Origin of the sequence: Pedobacter ginsengisoli (assembly GCF_030244015.1) — a bacterium.
Lineage (GTDB): Bacteria > Bacteroidota > Bacteroidia > Sphingobacteriales > Sphingobacteriaceae > Pedobacter > Pedobacter ginsengisoli.
Map to the genome: position 1 here is coordinate 119937 of NZ_JASSYX010000001.1, position 21427 is coordinate 141363.

The following is a 21427-nucleotide window of genomic DNA, read 5'->3' on the forward strand; positions in this document are numbered from 1 at the left end:
TAATAATGGTTATTTTTGTTGATCCAGCTTGTTCAAAATGTCCCTGATGATCTTCAGGTCTTCAGACGAAGCATTCTTGTTGTCCAGCAGCTGCATCACAAGATTCCCTGCTGAGCCATCATAGATGTGGTTCACAAACCTGTCCAGTAAATGGCTTTTGGTTTTGCTTGGTTCTTCGGCAGCACTGTAAATGTGGGTCATGCTGCTTTCATCTCTGGTCAGCAAACCTTTTTCAGCCATGAGCTGCATTTGTTTTAAAGTAGTGGTGTAATTGACCTCTTTGATCAGTGACAATTGGTTGTGCACAAACCTGACTGTATTTGGCCCATGTTTCCAAATGACGGTCAATATGTCTAACTCTGCTTTTGAAGGTTCTATTTTAGGTTCCATAAAACAAACATACGATTAAAATCGTACGATGCAAATTTATTTAACATATTTTTTCTGAATCTGTGAATTTTCTGTCGCACTGAAACTCTTTGAGCGACTGTAAACCTTTCTATGAACGAGTTATTCCATATCTAAGCTGGATAAAACCACGGGTAAAAGTTTTGGTTTCAATCAGCTCAAGATCATTCATTGCACTTCCCTCTGTAAACAACCGGATTCCTTTTTCAAGGATAGCAGGGCAGATAATCAGCGAGTATTCGTCAATTACACCGCTGCCGTACAGGGATCGTACCAGGGTCAGGCTGCCCCAAATAACGATGTCCTTTCCGGGCAATTCTTTAAGCCGTGCGATCTCTTCTCTGGCATCAACAAAACTCAGGGTAGCGGGCTCAAAATCTCCCCATGGCGCCTCATCAAGTGTGCTGGAAAAAACGATCTTCTTAAGCGCATTTAGTTTAGGTGCGATGATTTCGGTCGCCGAAGGCCAGTATTGCCTGAACATTTCATAAGTGTTTCGGCCCATGATCATGGTATCCAGTGTTTCTATAAAACGCAGCTGGTTTTTTTCTGCAGTATTTTCCTGGTCATTCGGTGCCGTTTGGGGCATAAAACCTAATCCTTTGTCTTGTTGAGCCGCGAAGTTGTCTATGGTTACAAATTCCTGAACGATTACTTTTCTCATAACTAATTTTAAGATGTTTAAACGAACCTTAGGATTCTCTACTTAAAACAAACTTAGTGGGTTTTGGTGCTCAGATAAACGGGCAATAGTGACAAAAGCAGGGTAGAATGCGACCAGGGTCGTTGAGTTTATTCTACTTTTTTTTCCTCAACCTGTATAACGTAAGGCCCCCGGCAAGAACCAGTAATATGGAACTTACCATTGAGATCTTGTCTCCAACCAGATAAGAAGCGGGCTCAAACTTGAATTCCAGGATATGGCTTCCCCTTCCTAAACAAACCCCCCTCAAGATATAATTGGCCCTGAAATAATTAATTTTCTTACCATCCACATATGCATTCCAGCCTTTGTCATACCAAATCTCGGAGAATATGGCTTTGGCATCTCCGTCGAGTTCATATTTATACTTCATGTGATCCGGATGGTAGCTGAGCAATTCGATCTTGCCGGTTTTAAAAGGGGTTTTTGAAATGTACGCATTTGCCATAAAATTGGTCTTCTCCACAACGGCAGTCGTTTTCGGATCAAAATTGCCGATGGCTTCCATTTCCTCGTCTGCGTTCTTTACGACTTTCAAATCCTTTACAAACCAGGCATTGCCCAAAGCAGTTGGACGCCGCACAGCTTTCGGTACCGGAGAGGCGCTATCAGTTGCAATGATATACTTCGTGTTGAGCATATCCAGGATTGGTTCGTTGATCTTGCCATTAAACTGTGTGCTGACCATTTCGTCATAGCGCTGCAGCCTTGCTGAATGTCTTCCGCCTACAGATTTGTGAAAGTAGGAAGCTGAAGCATCAAAAAAAGGATTGCTCTGCGATCCCCTGGAAAGGTCAATTACGCGGTAGTTGAGCGCAGGGTCTGCCATAATCTGCTGATCTGCGGTTGTCGGCTGAAAATTCTGCTTCAGTTGGTATTTGTCATAAAAATTGCTGTTATTTAAATACCTGCGGTCTACGGCCCACATGTCGATGAGTATAGCAACGCCCAAAATGATGGCGGCTGCTTCCGTTTTTATTTTTGACTTCATCATGAACCAGAGCGTGCCAAATCCTATGCTGACAAAGATCAGTGAGCGCAGCGCATCTGCACGTGCAAGTGCTATTCTATCGCCGACCAGGCCTTCACCAATGGCGCTTGCAACTGTTGAATTGCCGCCAAAGGCCTGAGTAAGCTGTGCGAGAAATTCCTGGTGCGACGCGGTCTTAAAATCAAATAAAACACCGGGAACGAACAGGATCAGCAATAATATCCCGGCAGTAATGTAAAACGAATGCAGGAGTTTTTTGGGAAGTTCTTTACGCTTGTCTTTTTGGTCAATGAGTTCCTTTAAAGCTAAAAAAGCGAGCAAAGGAAACAGAAACGCAGGTACTGCCAATGCGAAATCAACAGATCTGAACTTATTGTACATCGGGACGTAGTCAAAAAACAGATCTGATACCAGTGGGAAATTCCTGCCGAAGGAAAGAAAGATAAAAAGAAAAGAAGTGCTTGCGATCCACCATTTAAACCGGTTGTTCACAATAAAAAGGCCGAGGATAAACAAGAAGATGACAATGGAGCCAAAGTACCATGAGCCCGCGGTGCTTGGCTTGTCTCCCCAGTAAGGTCTTAATGCACCGCCCTGATTAAGCTGATCTACGATCTGCTGAGCCTGCCCCTGGTCCATTCCGTTTTTAACCAGTGCTTTGGCAACTTCAGATTCTCCCGGAGGGAATTTGTCATTGGAAGCGCCGCCGTACATATTTGGAACCAGGAAGGTTGATATTTCACCGACGCCCTGACTGTACTGATACGCATAATCCCTGTCTAGGCCCGAACTTGCGTTTGGTCCTTTTTGCGTCAGGTTTGACTTGCCGCGGATGGACTCCTGACCATATTCCCAGGTTGACCAAAGCGAGCCGGCATTGATGGCCACCGCAAGCAGGACTGCTCCAGCCAGGCAGGCAACCGCCTTAAAAAATGTTTTACCCTGCTTTGTGGAAATAGCATGGTAGAGTTCTATCAGCATGAATATCAGGATAATGATGAACAAGTAATAGGTCATCTGGACGTGGTTTGTCCTGATCTCCAGTGCTAAAAAGAAGGCGGTGAGCACACTGCCGGGCAACAGATATTTTCCGCCCCGCATAGTCAGCAGGATCGAACCCAGGACAGGTGCAAAAATAGCCATAGCCATGGCGTGGTTGCTATGGCCTGCCAAGATGTAAATGAAGTTATAGGAACTGAACGTAAAGGCAACCGCGCCCGCCGCTGCCAGCCAGGGTTTCATTTTCAATACATTCAGCAGGAAGTAAGATCCCAGAAAAAAACATAGAATGGTGTCAACAGGATCTGGAAATACATTTTTCAGAAAATCGATTACATAGGTAGTCATGTTTCCCGGATATCTGGCCCAGATCTGAAAAGCAGGCATTCCGCCGAACATGGAATTTGTCCACAACGGAGCTGTCCCGGTTTGGGCTTTTACATCCATGATCTCTTTGGACATGGCCTGGGCTTCCATCACATCACTTTGGTAAAGTACTTTGCCCTGCATTGCTGGACTAAAGTAAATGAGGCACAAAGCCAGAAAAATGGCAATGATCACAAAATGAATATAATTGGACTGAAACCACTTTTTCATGGAACGTAATAGAATAAATTAAACTAAATGGGTTAAAACTTTCCGTAAAGAAAGTAAAATAAAATTCAAAACCTTAGCTGCCAGAAGAGTTCTTCAGCATTTTAAAAGAGAACCAACCCAGCAGAATAATGATGACGGCCATTAATCCCCAAAGCCAGGCTTTATTCTCAAATAAAGGTTTTTCAGTTTTTATGATATAAGCGGGGTTGTTTTGCTGCTCACCGACAACGATAGCGCTTACATTAGCCGGGATTTTCTGCTCAAATTTTTCGATGTCGTAACTTGGCGCCGCGACATCCGGGTTTCCATACAACAGGGCATAGGTGTATTTTGGGTCATCAAAGCGGGCTATCAACTCGTAGATATTGCCTTTCAGTTCCAGATCCCTGATGCGTAAAGGCTTGTTGTCATTGTTTTGAATGGTGATCCGTAATCTTGAAGCGGTGGTGTTGTCAAAATTGAACTCAGGTTTTTCCAAAGAGGTGATGTTGCCCTCATATAAGTCTGAATAATTGTATTGAATTCCCTTGTCTGTTTTAAAACTGTCGGTCGCGTATTCAATTTTGACCGCCCTGTAAAAATCGAAATCGCTTTGGACATTGATCTTCAGGTAGGAAACCGGGACCAGGCCATCTAAACTGACATCAATTGTGCTTGCCTTTGTAACGGCGTCTTTTGTGATCCTGAGCGGCCTGTGACTGATTTTTTTATAGACGCCTTTAACGGTGTCTGTTTTCGCAATTTTGGCGGACACCAATACCGGCTGAACAGGGCTTTTCAACAAGATTCTGAAGTATTGAAATTTGGCATCCGGAAAGTTTAATCTGGTAAATTCATAATCAGTATCGCTATTTTTGATCGACAAAATCCGGTAATTGTTCAGGATCTTAAACCATTCTTTATTGTCATTGCTGCCTTCCAGATTTGTTTTCCAATCGAAATTTGCCTGTTTAAAACTGAGGACGATCTGGTTGATGGTGTTTGCCGCGGGCGACTGAAAGGTGAAATAATATCCGTTTTCATTCACCGACTGGTTGAGCTGTTTAAAATCAATTTCAGTGCTGCTGATCTTATCGGCCCTCTGTTTTAAGATATAAGGGACCTCAAGGGTATCTTTCCCGTTGATTCCATAGATCCTGAGGTCTCCAAAACCTGGCTGTATGTGCTTTAGCATCTGGTCCGGCAACTGCAGTGTGTGCCAGGTTGCGGTCACTCCGCTGATCGCGCGTTTATATTTATAACTGTCCGTTTGCGCGCTTAACCCCTGAACAAGTATCATGCACAGTAAAAAAAGGTTAGTCTTCAGCTTTAGCATCATCAGTAATTAAATGTTTGTACTTGTTGTAAAGGAAAGAAATAATGAGCAGCAGTACACCCAGAGACACAAAAACAATGGTCTTTGCGATGGTATCGAGGTAAGCAATGTCATATAAAAAGAGTTTGACCAGCGTGATGCCGAAGAGTACGATGGCCCCTATGCGCAGGTGTTTTTTCTTTTTTGCCAGGCCCATACTGATCAGGAACAGCGCGTATACGCCCCATAAGATACTGAGTCCGAGTTTGTAGCTGCCATCTAAACCTGAGAGGGAAATGATATTGATCAGTTCACTGCTCAGTACCCAAAGCAGTGAAATGTACAGTAAATAGTCAAATGCACTGCGAAGCTTTTGTTTCAATAATTCTGAGCGGCTCAGGCGGTAGCACATGAGCAGGAGCAGGGCTAAAAATGCCAGCGAAACATACCTGATTACAATATTGACCGGGCCGCTGATGAAATACTTATTGCCCTGAAGCAGGTAACTGTCTCTCAGTACACTTAAGTTGTATAAGCCCTGTAGCAGGAAGGCCAGTATAACCAGCAGGCTGATCACGATATTCGCTGTTGCCAGGTTTTCATTCCTAAGCTTTTTCAGGTTGAACAGGGTCAGCGCAGCGGCAAAGAACAAGCTGTAGATAAAGATCCAGGCTGTTTTCAGCAATTCGTAATCGTAGTTGGACGCAAATGATGGATAATCCGTTTTTTGTGAAGGATTGAGCCTTATTTGAGTCTGCAGCAGTCTTCCATCAAAATATTTGACAATCTCGATCCTGAAAGTCATGTAGGCGACCAGCATCAGGATGGAAGGGATGGCAAAGGTCAGTATCCGATCGATCTTTACCGGTCTTTGCGGGTCGTCGATTTGCTTTCTGCTGATGCTGAGCATCCAGGTAAAGGCTGCAATGAAAATACAGGCCGTCAGAAAACCAACATTCAGAATGGGTTTTATCGTTTCCGGTGTATCCTCAAAAGGCTTAAAATATTCGGTCCAGTCTTGCAGCAGACTAAAAAAAGCCAGGAATATCAGCGGGAAAGACAGCCTTTCGTAAATGGTGATCTTCTTCTCACGGCCAAGATAAAACAGAACTGCTGCTTCTATAGCCCAGAATACTGTAACCCAGCCACCATTGAGCTGTACCGGAACCGCCATTGTAATGAAGGTGATCACCATGGCTAAAATCAGGTAGAAGAGCTTTTTATCGGCCAGCTTCTTTTTATAAATGATGAGGCTGACTATGAAATGGACAATGGCATTGATGAGTGTAAATATGCCCAGCAGTTCAGCGCCGGTTTTGTTTTCAGACAAAACAAAATACCCTATTCCATAATAGATGAACGAATTCAGCAGGATAACGACCACATCCCCAAAGGCAAAAGTTTCTGCTTTATTGACTTTGTATGCCAGGTTGGTCACATAGAATATCATAAAGAAAAGTGCGGAGAACAACAAGGAAGTATTGAAGTGGTTATCGTCCGAACCCAGATCAAGACGCCAGGCCAGAAAGATCAGCCAGGTTACCCCAAAAGAGACATAAAATAGTGGTTTCCAGTGTTTTTTAAAGCTCAGAACCAGGATGCCAGTGTTGATGATGGTCATGTAACTGAACAAAACCACTACTTTTCCGGATCCGTCACTCAGTAAAAAAGGCACCGCATATGCACCAACCAGACCAATATGTGCAATGATCTGTTTGTTGTATTGAGTGGCGGCAACGACTGCGAAGGAGGTGAATACCACCATCAGCCCAAAGGCCATCGTCTGGGGGATCAGCGTATAAAAATCGTATGCTGCATAGGTGATGAAATACATAATGGCAATGGCGCCGCTTACCAGTACAGCAGAGAAGCCTTCGTATTTAGCTTTAAGCTTTATAGCAAATGCCATCAGGCAAATACCCACCAGGTAGCCGAGCACAATCCGGGTCAGGGGACTGACCATGTCATGGTCGATGGCGTATTTTGCGCCAACACCTACGCCAAGGATCAGGATCAGGATACCCAGCTTGCTGATCAGGTTTTCACCGATGAACTTCTCAAAATCGGATTTTCCGAGGTTCTCCCGTTTAAACTTATCACTAAAGCTTGTTTGTGCTGAAGCTGCCGGCTGTGAAAAAACAGGTGTTCGTTCTGCCTGAGGCAGGGGTATATCAAGAACAGTTTCTGCGGTTGCAGTATCTCGCGATTGCAATGACCTGATCTCTTGTTTGAGTGCTTTGATCTCTGCTGCAAAACCTTCATTTCTGACCTGAAGGTTCTCCAGCTTGAGCAACAGCAGGTTTATTTGTTCGGAATGATTCATCCTGTTTAGTTTTTTTGAGCATTAACTATATTTCAATAAATATAGCAGGATTTTAACAGATGGCACCTTAACGGTTTTGTGTTTTTATTATTATTGCTTTAAAATACGCGCTCATGATCATTGAAGATAAGAAGGAAATTTCGAAACCCGTTTCAAACACAAAGACTAAAACAATCGGCGCTGTTGTGCTTTTGATCCTGATGATCGCAAGCTGCATTACAGGGATATATGCTAAAGTGATTGTCTCTGCAGGCTTTTTTGTTTTTGCCGGTACATGTGCCATAGCGCTGCATATCCTGCTGACTTTTTTTAAACTTTGGAACCAGCATCCCTGGAAAGCAGCTTTTACTCCAGGTATTGTATTTCTGATCTGGCTGCCTGCGATTTTTGGAATCTCAAAGCTACGGTCCGGCTATGAGAAGGGATTGCTCGCCAGGGAAGGGATGACTACTTATGGAAGGGTCACAGAGGTGTTTAAAAAACGTTCCGGCCGCCGATGGAACAAATATAAACTGGTCGCCAGACTGGAATTTCATGCCAACCACAAGATACTATCAAAAACAATTGGCAATCCAGCTCACTACCTTAATGTAGATGATACAATAGAGCTCATATATGCCGTTACGGATCCGGATATTTTTAGAGTAGTGGCCGTTAAAAAATTTAAGCCTGCATACCTGCAGTGAGAAACAGGTCAGGGGTATCAGCCTAAAATCGACTCACCTCCACAGTTTAAAGGTGGAATGGAGGGTTTTGCAAAATATCTGAGGGATGCGCTCCAATATCCAGCTGAAGCTTACGACAAACATATTGCCGGAAAGGTATACCTGTCTTTTGTGATACAGGAGGATGGCTCTGTTGCCGATGTAATGGTAGTTCGGGGTTTGGGCTATGGCTGCGATGAAGCAGCAGTGAAAGCGATCCGGAATTCACCAGCTTGGGTGCCCGGCATTCAGAACGGGAAAGCTGTAAGGGTGAAATACAACCTTCCCATATCATTTTCAATGCAGTGATTCCTTAAAGGATTCTATTTTATCGCCCCAAATGCGGCGAAACAAGAATTCTTGTGCAAGACTTCTGTGGCCCTGAATCCCACTTTTTTCAACAGTTCTAACTGGTAGTTCAGCGAGCGTGGAGTATCTTCATAAGCAATATAATCAAATACTTTCTGACGGTATTCCGGGCCGCCCAGGGTTTCCAGATAGGCGCCATATTTATCTTCAAAGAGTTTGCTGACTGGTGCGGCATCATGGGCGATCAGGTCTGAGATCCAGATGCTGCCACCGGGCTTCAGTGTTTTGTAGATCTTACTGAAAACAAGTTCCCAATCTGCATCACCACGTAAATGATGAAATGTGGCAGCAGCCAGTACAATGTCAAAATGAGCTTCAGGCAAGTCAAGGTTTCGCATGTCGTCTTGTATGGTAACAACATTGCCCTTAGTCTGCGCACCAGCCCTTTCTTTTGCTTTTTTCAGCATCGGAAGACTCAGGTCATTTAAAGTACAGTTCAGGTCCGGGATCTTGCTGAGCATTTTTAAAGTGTAGTTACCTGCACCGCAACCGATGTCCAATAGTTCTTTCGCATTTGGATTAACATATTTTGCAGCTTCGGTGCACAATTCCATGGTTAGCGGAGCATCAATGGTGGTCTGCTGTCCGGTTTCCAGGTTTGAAAACCGTTCTACATCATTGTCAAACCTTGTCCTGATCTCCTCGTTGTTCGCCTTTTCTGAATAATCTGTTGCCATATTTTTGATCTTTGATCAAAGCTAATGCTTTTATTGTAACTCTCCGTATTGTTACCGGCCAATGGAAATGGCATATTATTTTAATTGTTATATTAGAACGATAAAACCTAAATATAACCATGAATCGCAGAAATTTCATTAATCTTGGCGCAGCTGCAGCCTTAATCTCCGGAACCTCATCACTGGCACTTGGAAATCCCGTTTCGAAAACTGAAAGAAAAGATAAGCGCTACCAAAAAGGCGTAAGCCCGTGGCCAATCTGTCTGGACACCGCTACGATCAGACCGGCATCCTTAAAAGATAAAGTGAAAATTGCGGCGAAAGCAGGTTATGATGCAATTGAACCCTGGGACGGTGAGCTGCAGGAATTTGAAGCTAAGGGTGGAAACCTGAAGGACCTCGGGAAAGAGATCAAAGACCTTGGGCTATTTGTACCAAGTGTTATTGGTCTGTGGAATGCCCTGCCGCCAACCAGAGAACTGTTTGATGCGTCACTGAAAGATACCCGGAACCGGATGCGCATGGCGTCAGAGATCGGTGCACAGCATATTCAGACCATTCCAAATACAGCAGGAGACAACTACAATCAGAAATGGGTTGCCGCCAGATACCGTGACATTATAGAAATTGGCTTAAAAGAGTATAATATACAACCGGCACTGGTTTTTGTGAAATATCAGCCTGTAAAAACGATGGGACAGGCAATGGGTATCGCAATGGATGCCAATCATCCAAAGGCGATGATCATTCCTGATACTTATCACATGTACATTTCCGAAGGTGGATTTGAGGGACTGAAAATGATCGATGGCAAGTCAATCGCTATTTTCCAGTTTGGTGATGTACCATCATCACCATCCGCAATAGAAGATCTCGGTGACCAGCACCGGGTTTATCCCGGAGACGGTATCCTGCCACTGCCGCAGATCTTAAAAGATCTGAAAGCGACTGGCTTTAAAGGGTGTGTTTCGCTGGAACTTTACAACCCGAACTACTGGAAAGAAGATCTGCAGCAAGTTGCTTCGACAGGGTTAAAGAAGACGCTTGAAGTCATAAAAAAAGCCGGGGTATAAGACCCCGCTTTTCTTTTATTGCATCCTGCCTTTTTCTTCGTCCAGGGAATTGTCCCTGTGTTTGCTTTTCCTTGCGAAGGTTTCGCTGCCAAAACTATAGGTAAAGGCTATTCCGAATCTCCTGGTGTCTGATTCGCTGGTCTGATAAGAATAAGCTTGCTTCAGTGCTATGGAACGGTTTTCGTATTTCCAGCTGTGAAAAATATCATCCATATTGAACCTGATGCTCCCTTTGTCTTTCAGGATCTTTTTCTGCAGCCCTGCATTGGCGCGATACATGCCCGCAGTAAACGTTTGGCCGTTTAGGTCCCTGCTGGCATAATAAGCACTCAGTTCTCCGCTCCAGCCTTTCCCAAACTGGAACTGGTTCAGCAGGTTGATCCGTGCGACGTAAGTGCTGGGATTTAATTTTTCACCATAGGCCTGTCCGTCAAGTCCCATCTTTGAAAGCAGGACATCTGTGTTGGAATACCACCATTTGGCTGGCGATAAGGATACCCCGGTATTTAGCAGGAGCATATAACCCTCACTTACGTTTTCAGGTTTGGTAATGAAAATGTTGTCGACTACATTGGTGGTCCTGAAGATCACATTGGTGAAATGGTTATAACTCAAACCTATACGCAGGGTCTGTTTGAACTGATATTTAAGCTCATAGCGGTATTGATACTGAGGCTCCAGCTCAGGATTTCCGGAAGTATACGAATACTGGTCCCGGTAAAATACGAATGGATTGAGTACCTCATAGTTTGGCCGGTTGATTCTCCTGGTCAGGGCAAAGGCCAGTGTATTTCTGGAAACTGTGTCCAGCTTGTAGTTTAAGAATACGCTCGGAAAGAATTGGGTATAGCTCTTTGTAAAACTGCTGCCTGCTGTTGCGGAGTTTCCGAGCTGGATGCCTTCAGCACTCGTATGTTCAGCGCGGAGACCAAGCTGTATGCCGAACTGTTTCCATGCCTTCTGTGTGCTGATATAAGCTGCGCTAAAATCTTCACGGTACTTAAAATGGTTGGACCTGCCATTGTCTATGGTTTGCTGCTGGTCCTCTACCCGGTAATAATCAGATTTATTGTCATTCTTAACGGTGCTCCATTTGAATCCAGCTTCAATTTTTGCCTTGTTCTTTAGTGGATGGACATAATCAGATTTGACGGTGTAAATGTTCATGACGGCCGGGATGTGGTATATAAAATTATTGGTGCTAAAGGGTAGTTCACCGGGCTCGAAAACCTGGTTTTGAAGCGATTGGTTGCCTATACCTCTATAGCGCAGGTAGCTGGCATCAGCACTGAGTTCTTTCCCGCTTTTGCCAAACCTGTGGGTGAAGTTGAAATTGGTATTTAAATTGGTCTTGTCGTCCCCGCCGGTAGTATATCCCCTGCCAAGACTGTCCAGTGTGTCAAAACTGTAGTTATCGCTGCTGGAACTCAGGTAGCCGTTTTTTTTGTTCTTATTTAATCCCAGCTGGATTCCGTAGGTTGTATTTGGTGTTGCGGCATAGTCTATACCCAGGGTGGTATTGAGCCCGTCGTTTTTGTATTCCTGTTCATTGTTCAGAAATACTCTTGAAGCCGGCGCGTCGGCCGGGCTGAAAAAACTTCTGTTGTAGCTGTCTGAAGAATAATTTTTTTCATGGCTGTAGCCGATGTTGCTGAATACATTTATTTTTTTGTAGTTGTAGTTCAGGTTCAAAGAGTTGTTGTTCCTGGCAAATTTTCCCTGAGTGTAGCCCGATGACAGGTTCCCGGTAAACCCGCCGATCCTGTTCTTTTTCATCCGGATATTGATGATGGCATTGCCGGCCGCATCATACCTGGCAGGCGGGTTGTCCATCAGTTCGATCTTGTCCAGGTTCCCTCCGGGAATTGATTTCAGGTAACTGGCCAGATCTGATCCCCCCATATAGGTTGGTCTGCCGTCTATCAGTACCATCACACCGCCTCTGCCATTGAGACTGATGTCTCCGTTTGCATTTACAGTTACACCGGGTGTTTTCTCCAGCACTTCGAGCGTATTGCTGCTGGCGCTGCTGATCATCGAGGCTACGTTTACAACAGTCTTGTCGATCTCCATCTGGATCAGCGGACGTTTGGATTTGATGACCACTTCCTTTAGGTTGATGTTCTGATCAGCTGTTTTTGTAGTGTCTTTTTTCTGTATCGGGTTTTTATCTACTGTTTGCGTTAATCCTGCTATCGGGATGATTAATGCAAGAATAAGAAAGAGGCGTGTTTTCATTTTTATTTTTTTAAGTGGTGATTCGGTTATTGATGATGCAAATATTGAATGATGCGACTGGACGGGGAAAAAAATATGTTGTACCTTGGATACCAGATGACAGAAGCAGCAAATGGGGTGTCGAAAATGCCTGAAACCCATAAACGGTCATCTGTCACTCATTTTGGCTTTTTCGTCCGCTGGATTTTTATTAGAGCAGTGTGATGTCCAGATTTGTGGCATGGTTAAAATTGTTGCAAACAAAAAAGAGATGAATAAAGTAAAAGCGCGGTCGGACTTTGGTTTTTTTGGCAATAAGCTGTATCTCATACTGGCTTGCGTTGCAGGTATTCCAATCTATATCGCTGTAAAAGGATATGTTGAATCCATACAGGTATATGCAGATGATTCGGTTACTTTTGCCGCTACGGTTTTTTTCATCCTGGGCGTTTTTACCGGAAGGTACATTTCACAGGTATGGGCCTCCGGTTTAAAAACCTTTCCGAAGGATGTATTGGCCGGACTGGCTTTACTCATCATCGCCAGCCTGGCCTGGCTTTTCTTTCACGCCGATTTCCCGCTCCCGGGACGTACAGCTATCAATTTACTCTTGTTCTGGCTTCCTTTTTTACTGATCAGTATTGCCTCAGGGGTTATGATCAAGGTGATGCATGCGGTTACCCAAAATCAGCTGACTGAGGCCAAAAGCGAGGCTGCACATAGCCAGAGCGAACTCAATCTTTTGCAGTCCCAGCTGAGCCCTCATTTTTTGTTCAACACCCTAAATAACCTGTACGGGCTTTCCATTACAGACCATCAGAAAATACCTCCTTTATTGCTCAAATTGTCAGAATTACTGCGGTATTCCGTTTATGATGCCAGTGAAATATATGTGCCTTTGAGAAATGAAATGGCCTATATCAAAAACTACATCGAATTTGAAAAGATAAGGATCGGCGACAGGCTGGTGCTGAGCACAGATCTTGAGGAAATGATCGATCCGGAAATTAAGATTGCGCCCATGCTGCTGATCGTATTTATAGAAAATGCCTTTAAACATTCCAAGAACACAGCTTCGCCGGAGATATTTGTAGATATTAGCCTTAGAACATGGGGCAGTTCCATCCTTTTCTCCGTGAGGAACAGCTATGGGCGGGAAGAGGAAGAAAACAATATGCTGGACAGGAGCGGGGGTGTGGGGCTTCCAAACGTGAATAAAAGACTCGAACTGCTATATCCCAATGCGCATGAGCTCAATGTAAGAAGTGATGAGTTGTTTTACACGGTAGAACTTCAGTTAAAAATGAAATAAAGGATGAAGATCAATTGCCTGATTGTCGACGATGAACCCATAGCCAGGGATATTATCAAAAGCTATTGCGAACATTTGGAGATGCTCTATATCGTAGCTTCCTGCGGAAATGCGCTGGAAGCGAAGACCATCCTGCAGTCACAACACATCGACATTTTATTCTTAGACATTAATATGCCGGTCATCGACGGGGTTTCTTTTGCAAAGACGCTTAAAAACCAGCCCCAGATCATCTTTACCACGGCTTATAAAGAATATGCTGCTGATGCTTTTGACCTGGCGGCCTGCGACTACCTGTTGAAACCTTTTTCTTTTGACCGGTTTATCATCGCAGTGGACAAGGCATTTGAAAAGCTTCAGGCCAAACCGGATAAAAAAGACGAACAGGTTATCGCAGGTGCTTCATCAAAGACCGAAGATTTTATTTTCATCAAAACTGATGGCAAGATCTATAAGATCAGGCATGATGAACTGCTTTACGCGGAAGCTCAGGGCAATTATACCAGGATCGTAACGGAAAAAAGTGTCCTGATGCCCAAAATGCCCTTTTCAAATTTTGAGGAATTGCTGCCGGCGTCGCTTTTTTTGCGTACTCACCGTTCGTTTCTGATCAATAAAGCAAAAATTGGCCATATAGAAGGAAACCGTGTATTTATAGGCAATACGGAGATCCCGATAGGGAGTAATTATAAAGAATCACTGTTTAAAGAACTGGGCTTTTCGAAATGATAGTTATTTGAATATATTTACGGAGCAAAAAGAAACCAGTTTATATCCACAGCTATAGAAACCGCTCACTTCAAACAAGTATGAAAGTATTGACACGTCATTTATTGACAGCATTGCTGCTGTTCTTAGTTTGTTTTGCTGCTCCCGACGCAAACGCGCAGCAGAGAACATTAAAGATAATGACCTATAACATCCATCATGGGAATCCTCCCGCAAAGGAAGGCCTGATCGATTTGGAAGCAATTGCTGAGGTCATCAAAGGACAGGCACCCGACCTGGTTGCCCTGCAGGAACTGGATGTGCTGACCAAAAGAAGCGGAAATATAGACGAAGTGAAAAAGCTCACGGAGCTTACCGGCATGCAAGCTTTTTTTTCAAAAGGAATAGATCATGAAGGCGGGGAGTACGGCATTGCCATCCTGTCAAAATTTAAGATCAACAAGAGCGAACGCCATCCGCTGCCTTTTAAAGAAGGACTAAAAGCAGAGCAGCGTTCCCTTGCAGTAATTAATGTCACACTTCCGGGCCGGATCAAAGTTGATTTTGCCTGTACGCACCTCGACCTGAAAGACGAGCACAGGTTACTGCAGGTAGCAGAAATAAACAAAATACTGGGGTCGCGCAAAAACACTGTGATCCTTGCCGGGGATTTTAACCTCACCGCTGCAACCCCCGCCATGAGGATACTGGAACAACATTTCAGCCGGAGCTGCCAGACAGACTGCGCGCCAACCAGTCCCGACCTGAATCCCAGAAATGAAATAGATTTCGTCATGCTGAAAAAGGGAAGCCCCTTTGAGGTCAGCAGTCACCAGGTCCTCCAGAACATCCATGCCTCCGACCACCTGCCGGTAGTGGTCACTTACACAATTAAAAACTAAATATACCCGATATGAAGCGGACTAGCTTATTACTTTTTATCCTATTGTTATTTACAACTTCGGCATTTTCACAGGGTATCCTGAACATGATCGGCCGTTCAGAAGATTTTTTTAAACTCCTTTCAGAAGAAAAGTATACGGAGGCTTATGGTTTTTTTGATGCCAATTTTCAGGCTAAAGTTTCAGAGGACAATGTGAAACAGATCTGGATTAAACTGGCTGAAAAACTGGGCAAACTGGAAAATATCCAGGTGACCAGCAGTAAGAGCGAGGGAGAGCATTTTGTCGTAACCCTCGAGGGCAAGTTTACCAATGACAGTCAGGATTTTCTGCTCGCATTTGATAAAGCAGAAAAGATGGTTGGGTTTTTTCTTCAGCCAAGCCGCAAAGCGGCCGCCTATCTGACACCTGCCTATGCGGATACTACATTGTATAAAGAAAAAGAGATTTATGTGAAAACCGCAAAGCACAGCCTGGTTGGCATATTGACCGAGCCCAAAAAGGCAGCGACTTATCCTATTGTGGTGTTTGTGCACGGATCCGGTCCGCAGGACATGGATGAGACCTTTGGTCCCAATAAACCTTTTAAAGACCTGGCTTCCGGCTTAGCTTCAAAGGGAATTGCCAGTATCCGTTACGTAAAGAGGACCATGCTCTATACACGGGAATTTGCCGGGACATTTACTGTTAAAGAAGAAGTAATGGATGATGCACTGGCTGCAATCGCCCTGGCAAGGACCATTCCCGCTGCAAATAAAAAACAAATTTACCTGCTTGGCCACAGCCTTGGGGGTATGATGGCACCAAAAGCGGCTGTATTGGCGCCTGATCTTAAAGGCGTTATTTTGCTTGCTGCCCCGGCCCGGAAGCTGACAGACCTCATTGTTGAGCAAACCAGGTATATGTTTGAACTGGAGAAAGATACTACAAAAGCAGGCAGGTTACAGCTCGACAGCGTGGTAAAGGAACTGAACAGGTCAAGGATCACAAAGCTGGGGACTTTAAAGCCGGACTCGAGTCTTTTTGGGCTTCCAGCTGCTTATTGGGTCGATCTTAATCTTTACAATCAGGTAGCGACGGCCAAAAAACTGGTCAGTCAGCGGATTTTTGTAGCTCAGGGCGCAAATGATTCCCAGGTTTCCGTTGCGGATTACAACCTGTGGAAAACAGCCTTAGGTACAAAAAAATCCGCCACACTAAAATTATATCCTGAACTCAACCATATGATGATTGCGCAAAAAGATAAAAGCGATTTAAAGCAATACGGCGTACCGGCGAATGTATCTCCGGTTGTGATAAATGACATTGCGGCATGGATAAAATCTAAATAAGGGTAACAAATGCATTCGGTTATCAGATGTGGCAAAATTGTTGCTTAGGTAACAAATGTAAACCAACATAAAACGAATCGACAATGGTAAAAAGAATACATGTGCTTGAAGATGATGAGGATATAAGGTATATAATCGGTGTTTTGTTAAAAGACGAAGGTTATGAACTGCAGTTGTCATCCTCCTTTGCTGAACTAAAAAGTAAACTAAAAGACTCCGTTCCTGATCTGTTTATTCTTGATGTGATGATTCCGGACGGAGATGGTACAGATATTTGTACTGATTTAAAAGGCGATCCTTTTACCAGACACATTCCGATCATAGTTATGTCTGCAAATGATCAGAACAAACAAAAAAGTTTAGATGCCGGTGCCAATGACTACATCAGCAAGCCTTTTGACATTGATTATATTGTTAAGCGGATCAATAACCAGCTTAATAAGTAATATACCCTTGGAAAAAAGCCTTCCGGTGTAAAACCGGGAGGCTTTTTCAGTTTATTTTTTGGTAGATATTATTCAACTGATGATTGTGACGCTGCAGGTGATAGACCAGGAAATAGACCCATTCCAGCCTGGTGAACTTGCCAAATCCGGGCAGTTCAAACGCATTGTAAGTCGCTGAAAGATCTTGTGATGCGATGACCGCGGTCATCTTAGCTAACAAGTCATTTGATTTCTTAAGTAAAGTCTGCTGATCATGTGGCGGAGCGGAAGGCAGTACAAAATCTGGCGAACTCATTTTGGTGTCAACATTTAGGAACAGGTCTTTAATCGCTTCAATTTTTTCGTCCGGTTTTCTTTCTGTCGGTTCGGCCTGATCACTGATGACCTCTAATACACCGCTATAAGATTTCAGAATGTGTTCGGCGACCTGGCCCGCAGTCCAGCTTCCTTCAAAGGGAACGCTGTTGAATTGTTCCGGTTTAAAAGCTGATACCAGGTTTTGGAGATCAGCTGAGGCTTTTTGCAGGTCACTTAATGCTTGTGCTTTCATAATATTGGTTTTAATATCCAAAATTAAGCTGATTTCATGACTGTTTGAAGGCGTAAATGCGCCAAAAACAGGGTAAATTGTGACAACTATAACGCCGCAGGAGATATTAGGATTTTGTTATCTCGGCGGATGTAATTAACTTCATCACTAAATAAAAACGCTGTAATGTTAGACGACGCTATAAAAGGTCTTGTGCCACACGTGCTTAGCCATATAATTTCTGAGTACTGTAAAAATGGATTTATACTTGCCTATGAAAATGAGCTGTCTGACCTGAAAGGGCTGGTACAACCCGATTCTATATCTTCTGATGATTTTGAATTACTGGAATCTGTTGATGATCCGGTCGTTCAGATCCTGCTGAACTCTATTGATAAAGTTATTGATTGCAGTAAAACTTATTTCCTGATCAATAACCTTGACGAAATGGAGGTGATGGAGAACGAGGAATACAACCAGCTGGCATCGGATAATTTCTTTTGCTACATTATAGAATGGGAAAGTAAAACCTATAAAGATGTACTGTACAATCTGAACGCAGTTTATTTTTCTATAGCACAGCTTTTGTATCACACAAGCTGCCAGATCCGGTTAAACGAGATCGAGCTCCCGGAGGAGCTGTATGATGAATTTTTAGAAAAATATTCAGACCTGCTCATGGAAAAAGTCTACTCCAATGACAAAAATGTAGCCTTACTTTATGATCTCATTGTGACCCTGAATGAAGATCTGCTTGAAATTGACAAACTTTCCCGGGAGGAATAAAGCGGTAGAATTGGTTCTTAAAGCAAATTTATCTAAGTTTGGGGATTAAAATAATACCAGTATAAAATGTCAGATCAGAAAAAAGAAATATTTGAAGGAGTAGCACAGCGCTTAAAAATTGAAGGTTTTAATGTAGTGAACCGTGATGAGACCCGTCCATGGGGAGGTTTTTTTGTAATTGATGAAGATCAGGCCCAGCAGTTTGCCAACGTTTATTTTGAAGGACTGAACGTGGAAGAGCTGAAGATCTCCGGTAAACTGAGCCCTAAAATATTGGTCGTTGCTCCTGATACCCGTTTGTCCTGGCAGTACCACCACCGCCGTGCCGAAATATGGAGGGTAGTAAACGGAACCGTTGGCGTGGTAACCAGCGATACAGATGAAGAAGGTGAATTGCAGGAGCTTGCTCCAGGCCAGTCCATCAAGTTGAAGCAAGGTGAAAGACACCGCCTGATCGGTTTGAAGGACTGGGGTATTGTTTCAGAGATCTGGCAGCATACTGATCTGAACAATCCATCAGATGAAAGTGATATTGTACGTGTACAGGACGACTTTGGAAGATAAATAGAACTAAATACCGTTTATCTTCGTTAATACTATATATGATCATTTTACTGTTCTTCCTGGCCCACTGGTTTCTGTCGCTTTTTTCTCAAACATTTTTTCTGCATAGATATGCTTCGCATAAAATGTTTAAGATGAATCCCTTCTGGGAAAAGTTCTTTTACACCATTACCTTCTTGTCGCAGGGATCTTCATTTTTAAATCCCAGGGCGTATGCAATTTTGCACCGCATGCACCATGCATTCAGCGATACAGAAAAAGACCCTCATTCTCCGCATTTCGTAAAGGACGTCTGGGGAATGATGATCCAGACCAAAAATATTTACCTGAATTATGCCAAGTTCAATCACGAACCTGAAGAGCAGTTTAGAGACAAATATCCTTCCTGGCCGATAATTGATAAAATTGGTGACTCATGGTTCACAAGGATCGTTTTCATTGCGTTCTATGTTTGGTTTTACGTTACTTTCGCCAGCGCATGGTGGATGTACCTATTGTTGCCAATTCATTTTCTGATGGGTCCGCTTCATGGCGCTATTGTGAATTGGTGTGGCCATAAATATGGTTATTCCAATCATGACAATGAAGATCATAGCAAAAATTCTCTGCCATTTGACTTTTTAATGCTGGGCGAATTGTTTCAGAACAATCACCATAAAAAGCCCAACAGTCCGAATTTTGCTTCCAGGTGGTTTGAATTTGATCCTACATATCCGCTAATGAAAATGATGCACTGGATGCACATCATCCGCATCAGGAAAACTTAATTTTTCTTTTGGTCCATTAGCTGACGGGATTGTTTCCTTTTGACTTTCATGTGCTCGTGCAATACCGAGGTTTCATAACGCGGATGTTTCCGCAGTTCGTTGACGTTGATCCTCAGCTGGTGCCCCTTGCGCCACAAATATCCGCCTGCTGTTAATGTACTGCCTTTAATGGCGAGGGATATGTTGTCGTTGCCGATCCCCGTCTCCTTTGCTGCTTCCAGCCCGGTTTTGTAAGACTTGATCCACCTGCCGTCCAGGTCATATTGCGATATTCCGGATTTATTAGTGGCAATTTTTGGATCTACCTGGATTTTTTTTCTGATGGTTTTACTCCAGATGAAGCCGCCATAAGTTAAGCCACGTCCCTTGATCACATCACGAATGCCATTTTGATGTACGCCAACCGCCCTTGCTGCCGCTATGGTATTGATATGCGTTCTGATCAGGTTCCCCTGAAGATCATATTGTCCGACTGTTTGCTGTTGGCTTGCAAGCGGCGAAGAGCCATACCATTTTTTCTTTAATATAGGTTTTAAATCAATTTCCGGAGCATTTCCGCGTCTCCATATGTAACCACAAGCGGTATGAATTTTGCCGCTATCCCGGGCTGCGGTAGAAATATGCTGTTGTGAAGAGTTCATAGCCAGGGCGGCAACTCTGGCATTGGGATAAGTCTCCAGCAACTGTCCGCTTAGAGAATAGCGGCTGATATTGAAAGCATTAGTCTGTTTTTTATTTGGCATATCAAGTGTAAATATAAAGAATTCCGTACATTCTCTATTCCGTAAATAAAAAAATGAACTATCGTTTCCTCATTCATTTTGTTCAAGTTCTGCTTAAAACCTTCCTGAATAGCCGTAAACTGAAAAGATAGGTTAAACTTATATACTTTTGTGATATACGGAAGATCAGCTAAAGAACAGTTTATGAATGCTAAAGTTACGGAAGAGGAATATCGTTACGCCCTTCAGGTAATAGACCGTTACCACAGGGAGCAATTGGACAATGGGGAAACCCTGATAAAATTGCTGGAAGATAGCGGTGCTTCGAATCTTCTGATGGACCGGATCACCAGATTTTTGCAGGGCCTGGTAGATCGCGGCTATGTTCCCTTTACTTACATTACAGACATTACGGCATTGTATTTTATGAGTTCCTATACGAGACAGGACCTTTTGATGCAGCGAAGTGTGGGAAAACTTACTGTTGACGAATTTGAAAGGGTGATGTCGGTAAATGGGTATAAATTCGGAAACAGGAAGATTAAATAGACGCTCACATTTCATTTTTCCTTCAGCGAAAGGATATAAGTTACCATCAGCCGGGCATCCTGGGCTGTAATATTAGGATGGGGGTCCATTACAGGGTTGCCCCAGGCGCCAAAACCTCCGCTGATTATTTTTCGGGCAAGTAAATCGACGTACACCTGTTGTACAGGATACCTTTTGGCAATGTCTTTAAAAGCGGGTCCTTTAAACCTTTTGTCTTCTGTATGGCAAGTGTAACAATCGGAATAGGAAATTAAAACCTTTCCTTTTTGCACTGCTGATGCTGATAAGGTGTCGCTTGGCCCCTCTATCTTTTTGATGTAATCTACTACTTTAACAGGCCGTTTTGGCTCGTCTTTTTGGTTGCATGCAAGGATGCAGAACCCAACCGTTATTGTTAAAAAATAACATATTGTATTGATGTTCTTTATAATCTGTGGTTTAAGGTTCATCAACATT

The 21427-nt window shown here is 43.5% G+C and carries 22 protein-coding genes; 12 read left to right on the top strand and 10 right to left on the bottom strand.

Going from position 1 to position 21427, the window contains the following annotated elements; genetic code table 11:
- Positions 1-9: 9 nt before the first annotated feature.
- The 5 genes from QEP08_RS00425 to QEP08_RS00445 form a co-directional block, all read right to left on the bottom strand.
- A complete protein-coding gene (locus QEP08_RS00425; RefSeq protein ID WP_285054463.1) occupies positions 10-390 on the bottom strand; it encodes a BlaI/MecI/CopY family transcriptional regulator in 381 nt (126 codons plus the stop codon).
- A 109-nt stretch (positions 391-499) separates the two neighbouring features.
- Positions 500-1072 carry a dihydrofolate reductase family protein gene (locus QEP08_RS00430; protein WP_285054466.1) on the bottom strand — a complete coding sequence of 191 codons (573 nt, stop codon included), beginning with the start codon at positions 1070-1072 and terminating at the stop codon, positions 500-502.
- Positions 1073-1205: 133 nt separating this feature from the next.
- A complete protein-coding gene (locus QEP08_RS00435; RefSeq protein ID WP_285054468.1) occupies positions 1206-3698 on the bottom strand; it encodes a YfhO family protein in 2493 nt (830 codons plus the stop codon).
- 73 nt (positions 3699-3771) lie between these two features.
- Positions 3772-4977, bottom strand: coding sequence for a DUF3999 family protein (locus tag QEP08_RS00440; RefSeq protein ID WP_285054469.1), 1206 nt, complete (start codon positions 4975-4977; stop codon positions 3772-3774).
- A 16-nt stretch (positions 4978-4993) separates the two neighbouring features.
- Positions 4994-7315: a DUF2339 domain-containing protein gene (locus QEP08_RS00445; RefSeq protein WP_285054472.1), complete on the bottom strand. Its 2322-nt coding sequence runs from the start codon at positions 7313-7315 to the stop codon at positions 4994-4996.
- Positions 7316-7428: 113 nt separating this feature from the next.
- Between QEP08_RS00445 and QEP08_RS00450 the strand changes: the two genes are divergently transcribed.
- Complete coding sequence (locus QEP08_RS00450; protein WP_285054475.1) at positions 7429-8001, top strand: hypothetical protein; 573 nt, start codon at positions 7429-7431, stop codon at positions 7999-8001.
- Positions 8002-8058: 57 nt separating this feature from the next.
- Entirely contained in the window at positions 8059-8328 is a 270-nt protein-coding gene (locus QEP08_RS00455) for an energy transducer TonB (protein ID WP_285054478.1), read from the top strand.
- A 14-nt stretch (positions 8329-8342) separates the two neighbouring features.
- Here the strand turns inward: QEP08_RS00455 and QEP08_RS00460 are convergent, their stop codons facing one another.
- On the bottom strand, positions 8343-9065 hold the full coding sequence (locus QEP08_RS00460; protein WP_285054481.1) for a class I SAM-dependent methyltransferase: 723 nt from the start codon (positions 9063-9065) through the stop codon (positions 8343-8345).
- A 119-nt stretch (positions 9066-9184) separates the two neighbouring features.
- On the opposite strand from QEP08_RS00460, the gene QEP08_RS00465 reads away from it, so the two are divergent.
- Complete coding sequence (locus QEP08_RS00465; protein WP_285054482.1) at positions 9185-10138, top strand: sugar phosphate isomerase/epimerase family protein; 954 nt, start codon at positions 9185-9187, stop codon at positions 10136-10138.
- 15 nt (positions 10139-10153) lie between these two features.
- On the opposite strand, the gene QEP08_RS00470 is transcribed toward QEP08_RS00465, so the two are convergent.
- Complete coding sequence (locus tag QEP08_RS00470; RefSeq protein WP_285054484.1) at positions 10154-12376, bottom strand: outer membrane beta-barrel family protein; 2223 nt, start codon at positions 12374-12376, stop codon at positions 10154-10156.
- A 250-nt stretch (positions 12377-12626) separates the two neighbouring features.
- On the opposite strand from QEP08_RS00470, the gene QEP08_RS00475 reads away from it, so the two are divergent.
- From QEP08_RS00475 to QEP08_RS00495, 5 genes are all read left to right on the top strand, one after another.
- Positions 12627-13667, top strand: a complete 1041-nt coding sequence (locus tag QEP08_RS00475) for a sensor histidine kinase (RefSeq protein WP_285054487.1) — start codon at positions 12627-12629, stop codon at positions 13665-13667.
- A gap of 3 nt (positions 13668-13670) precedes the next feature.
- Positions 13671-14396, top strand: coding sequence for a LytR/AlgR family response regulator transcription factor (locus tag QEP08_RS00480; protein WP_285054489.1), 726 nt, complete (start codon positions 13671-13673; stop codon positions 14394-14396).
- Positions 14397-14476: 80 nt separating this feature from the next.
- Positions 14477-15277 carry an endonuclease/exonuclease/phosphatase family protein gene (locus tag QEP08_RS00485; RefSeq protein ID WP_285054492.1) on the top strand — a complete coding sequence of 267 codons (801 nt, stop codon included), beginning with the start codon at positions 14477-14479 and terminating at the stop codon, positions 15275-15277.
- An 11-nt stretch (positions 15278-15288) separates the two neighbouring features.
- Entirely contained in the window at positions 15289-16608 is a 1320-nt protein-coding gene (locus QEP08_RS00490) for a DUF3887 domain-containing protein (RefSeq protein WP_285054493.1), read from the top strand.
- A gap of 83 nt (positions 16609-16691) precedes the next feature.
- Positions 16692-17054: a response regulator transcription factor gene (locus QEP08_RS00495; RefSeq protein ID WP_285054495.1), complete on the top strand. Its 363-nt coding sequence runs from the start codon at positions 16692-16694 to the stop codon at positions 17052-17054.
- Positions 17055-17100: 46 nt separating this feature from the next.
- Here the strand turns inward: QEP08_RS00495 and QEP08_RS00500 are convergent, their stop codons facing one another.
- Positions 17101-17604, bottom strand: a complete 504-nt coding sequence (locus QEP08_RS00500; RefSeq protein WP_285054497.1) for a DinB family protein — start codon at positions 17602-17604, stop codon at positions 17101-17103.
- 165 nt (positions 17605-17769) lie between these two features.
- Here QEP08_RS00500 and QEP08_RS00505 point away from each other — a divergent pair, with 165 nt between their 5' ends.
- The 3 genes from QEP08_RS00505 (at position 17770) to QEP08_RS00515 (ending at position 19700) form a co-directional block, all read left to right on the top strand.
- On the top strand, positions 17770-18369 hold the full coding sequence (locus QEP08_RS00505) for a hypothetical protein (RefSeq protein ID WP_285054500.1): 600 nt from the start codon (positions 17770-17772) through the stop codon (positions 18367-18369).
- Positions 18370-18435: 66 nt separating this feature from the next.
- Positions 18436-18933, top strand: coding sequence for a cupin domain-containing protein (locus tag QEP08_RS00510; RefSeq protein WP_285054502.1), 498 nt, complete (start codon positions 18436-18438; stop codon positions 18931-18933).
- Positions 18934-18971: 38 nt separating this feature from the next.
- Positions 18972-19700: an acyl-CoA desaturase gene (locus QEP08_RS00515; protein WP_285054504.1), complete on the top strand. Its 729-nt coding sequence runs from the start codon at positions 18972-18974 to the stop codon at positions 19698-19700.
- Here QEP08_RS00515 and QEP08_RS00520 read toward each other — a convergent pair.
- Positions 19697-20443 carry an NUMOD1 domain-containing DNA-binding protein gene (locus tag QEP08_RS00520; protein WP_285054507.1) on the bottom strand — a complete coding sequence of 249 codons (747 nt, stop codon included), beginning with the start codon at positions 20441-20443 and terminating at the stop codon, positions 19697-19699. The genes QEP08_RS00515 and QEP08_RS00520 overlap by 4 nt on opposite strands.
- Before the next feature lie 183 nt (positions 20444-20626).
- On the opposite strand from QEP08_RS00520, the gene QEP08_RS00525 reads away from it, so the two are divergent.
- Positions 20627-20971, top strand: coding sequence for a hypothetical protein (locus QEP08_RS00525; protein ID WP_285054508.1), 345 nt, complete (start codon positions 20627-20629; stop codon positions 20969-20971).
- An 11-nt stretch (positions 20972-20982) separates the two neighbouring features.
- Here the strand turns inward: QEP08_RS00525 and QEP08_RS00530 are convergent, their stop codons facing one another.
- Complete coding sequence (locus QEP08_RS00530) at positions 20983-21420, bottom strand: c-type cytochrome (RefSeq protein ID WP_285054511.1); 438 nt, start codon at positions 21418-21420, stop codon at positions 20983-20985.
- Positions 21421-21427 lie beyond the last annotated feature (7 nt).

Excerpts from the sequence above, each read along its gene's own strand:
- QEP08_RS00425 (WP_285054463.1), bottom strand. The coding sequence starts at position 390 with ATGGAACCTAAAATAGAACCTTCAAAAGCAGAGTTAGACATATTGACC.
- QEP08_RS00430 (WP_285054466.1), bottom strand. The coding sequence starts at position 1,072 with ATGAGAAAAGTAATCGTTCAGGAATTTGTAACCATAGACAACTTCGCG.
- QEP08_RS00435 (WP_285054468.1), bottom strand. The coding sequence starts at position 3,698 with ATGAAAAAGTGGTTTCAGTCCAATTATATTCATTTTGTGATCATTGCC.
- QEP08_RS00440 (WP_285054469.1), bottom strand. The coding sequence starts at position 4,977 with ATGATACTTGTTCAGGGGTTAAGCGCGCAAACGGACAGTTATAAATAT.
- QEP08_RS00445 (WP_285054472.1), bottom strand. The coding sequence starts at position 7,315 with ATGAATCATTCCGAACAAATAAACCTGCTGTTGCTCAAGCTGGAGAAC.
- QEP08_RS00450 (WP_285054475.1), top strand. The coding sequence starts at position 7,429 with ATGATCATTGAAGATAAGAAGGAAATTTCGAAACCCGTTTCAAACACA.
- QEP08_RS00455 (WP_285054478.1), top strand. The coding sequence starts at position 8,059 with ATGGAGGGTTTTGCAAAATATCTGAGGGATGCGCTCCAATATCCAGCT.
- QEP08_RS00460 (WP_285054481.1), bottom strand. The coding sequence starts at position 9,065 with ATGGCAACAGATTATTCAGAAAAGGCGAACAACGAGGAGATCAGGACA.
- QEP08_RS00465 (WP_285054482.1), top strand. The coding sequence starts at position 9,185 with ATGAATCGCAGAAATTTCATTAATCTTGGCGCAGCTGCAGCCTTAATC.
- QEP08_RS00470 (WP_285054484.1), bottom strand. The coding sequence starts at position 12,376 with ATGAAAACACGCCTCTTTCTTATTCTTGCATTAATCATCCCGATAGCA.
- QEP08_RS00475 (WP_285054487.1), top strand. The coding sequence starts at position 12,627 with ATGAATAAAGTAAAAGCGCGGTCGGACTTTGGTTTTTTTGGCAATAAG.
- QEP08_RS00480 (WP_285054489.1), top strand. The coding sequence starts at position 13,671 with ATGAAGATCAATTGCCTGATTGTCGACGATGAACCCATAGCCAGGGAT.
- QEP08_RS00485 (WP_285054492.1), top strand. The coding sequence starts at position 14,477 with ATGAAAGTATTGACACGTCATTTATTGACAGCATTGCTGCTGTTCTTA.
- QEP08_RS00490 (WP_285054493.1), top strand. The coding sequence starts at position 15,289 with ATGAAGCGGACTAGCTTATTACTTTTTATCCTATTGTTATTTACAACT.
- QEP08_RS00495 (WP_285054495.1), top strand. The coding sequence starts at position 16,692 with ATGGTAAAAAGAATACATGTGCTTGAAGATGATGAGGATATAAGGTAT.
- QEP08_RS00500 (WP_285054497.1), bottom strand. The coding sequence starts at position 17,604 with ATGAAAGCACAAGCATTAAGTGACCTGCAAAAAGCCTCAGCTGATCTC.
- QEP08_RS00505 (WP_285054500.1), top strand. The coding sequence starts at position 17,770 with ATGTTAGACGACGCTATAAAAGGTCTTGTGCCACACGTGCTTAGCCAT.
- QEP08_RS00510 (WP_285054502.1), top strand. The coding sequence starts at position 18,436 with ATGTCAGATCAGAAAAAAGAAATATTTGAAGGAGTAGCACAGCGCTTA.
- QEP08_RS00515 (WP_285054504.1), top strand. The coding sequence starts at position 18,972 with ATGATCATTTTACTGTTCTTCCTGGCCCACTGGTTTCTGTCGCTTTTT.
- QEP08_RS00520 (WP_285054507.1), bottom strand. The coding sequence starts at position 20,443 with ATGCCAAATAAAAAACAGACTAATGCTTTCAATATCAGCCGCTATTCT.
- QEP08_RS00525 (WP_285054508.1), top strand. The coding sequence starts at position 20,627 with ATGAATGCTAAAGTTACGGAAGAGGAATATCGTTACGCCCTTCAGGTA.
- QEP08_RS00530 (WP_285054511.1), bottom strand. The coding sequence starts at position 21,420 with ATGAACCTTAAACCACAGATTATAAAGAACATCAATACAATATGTTAT.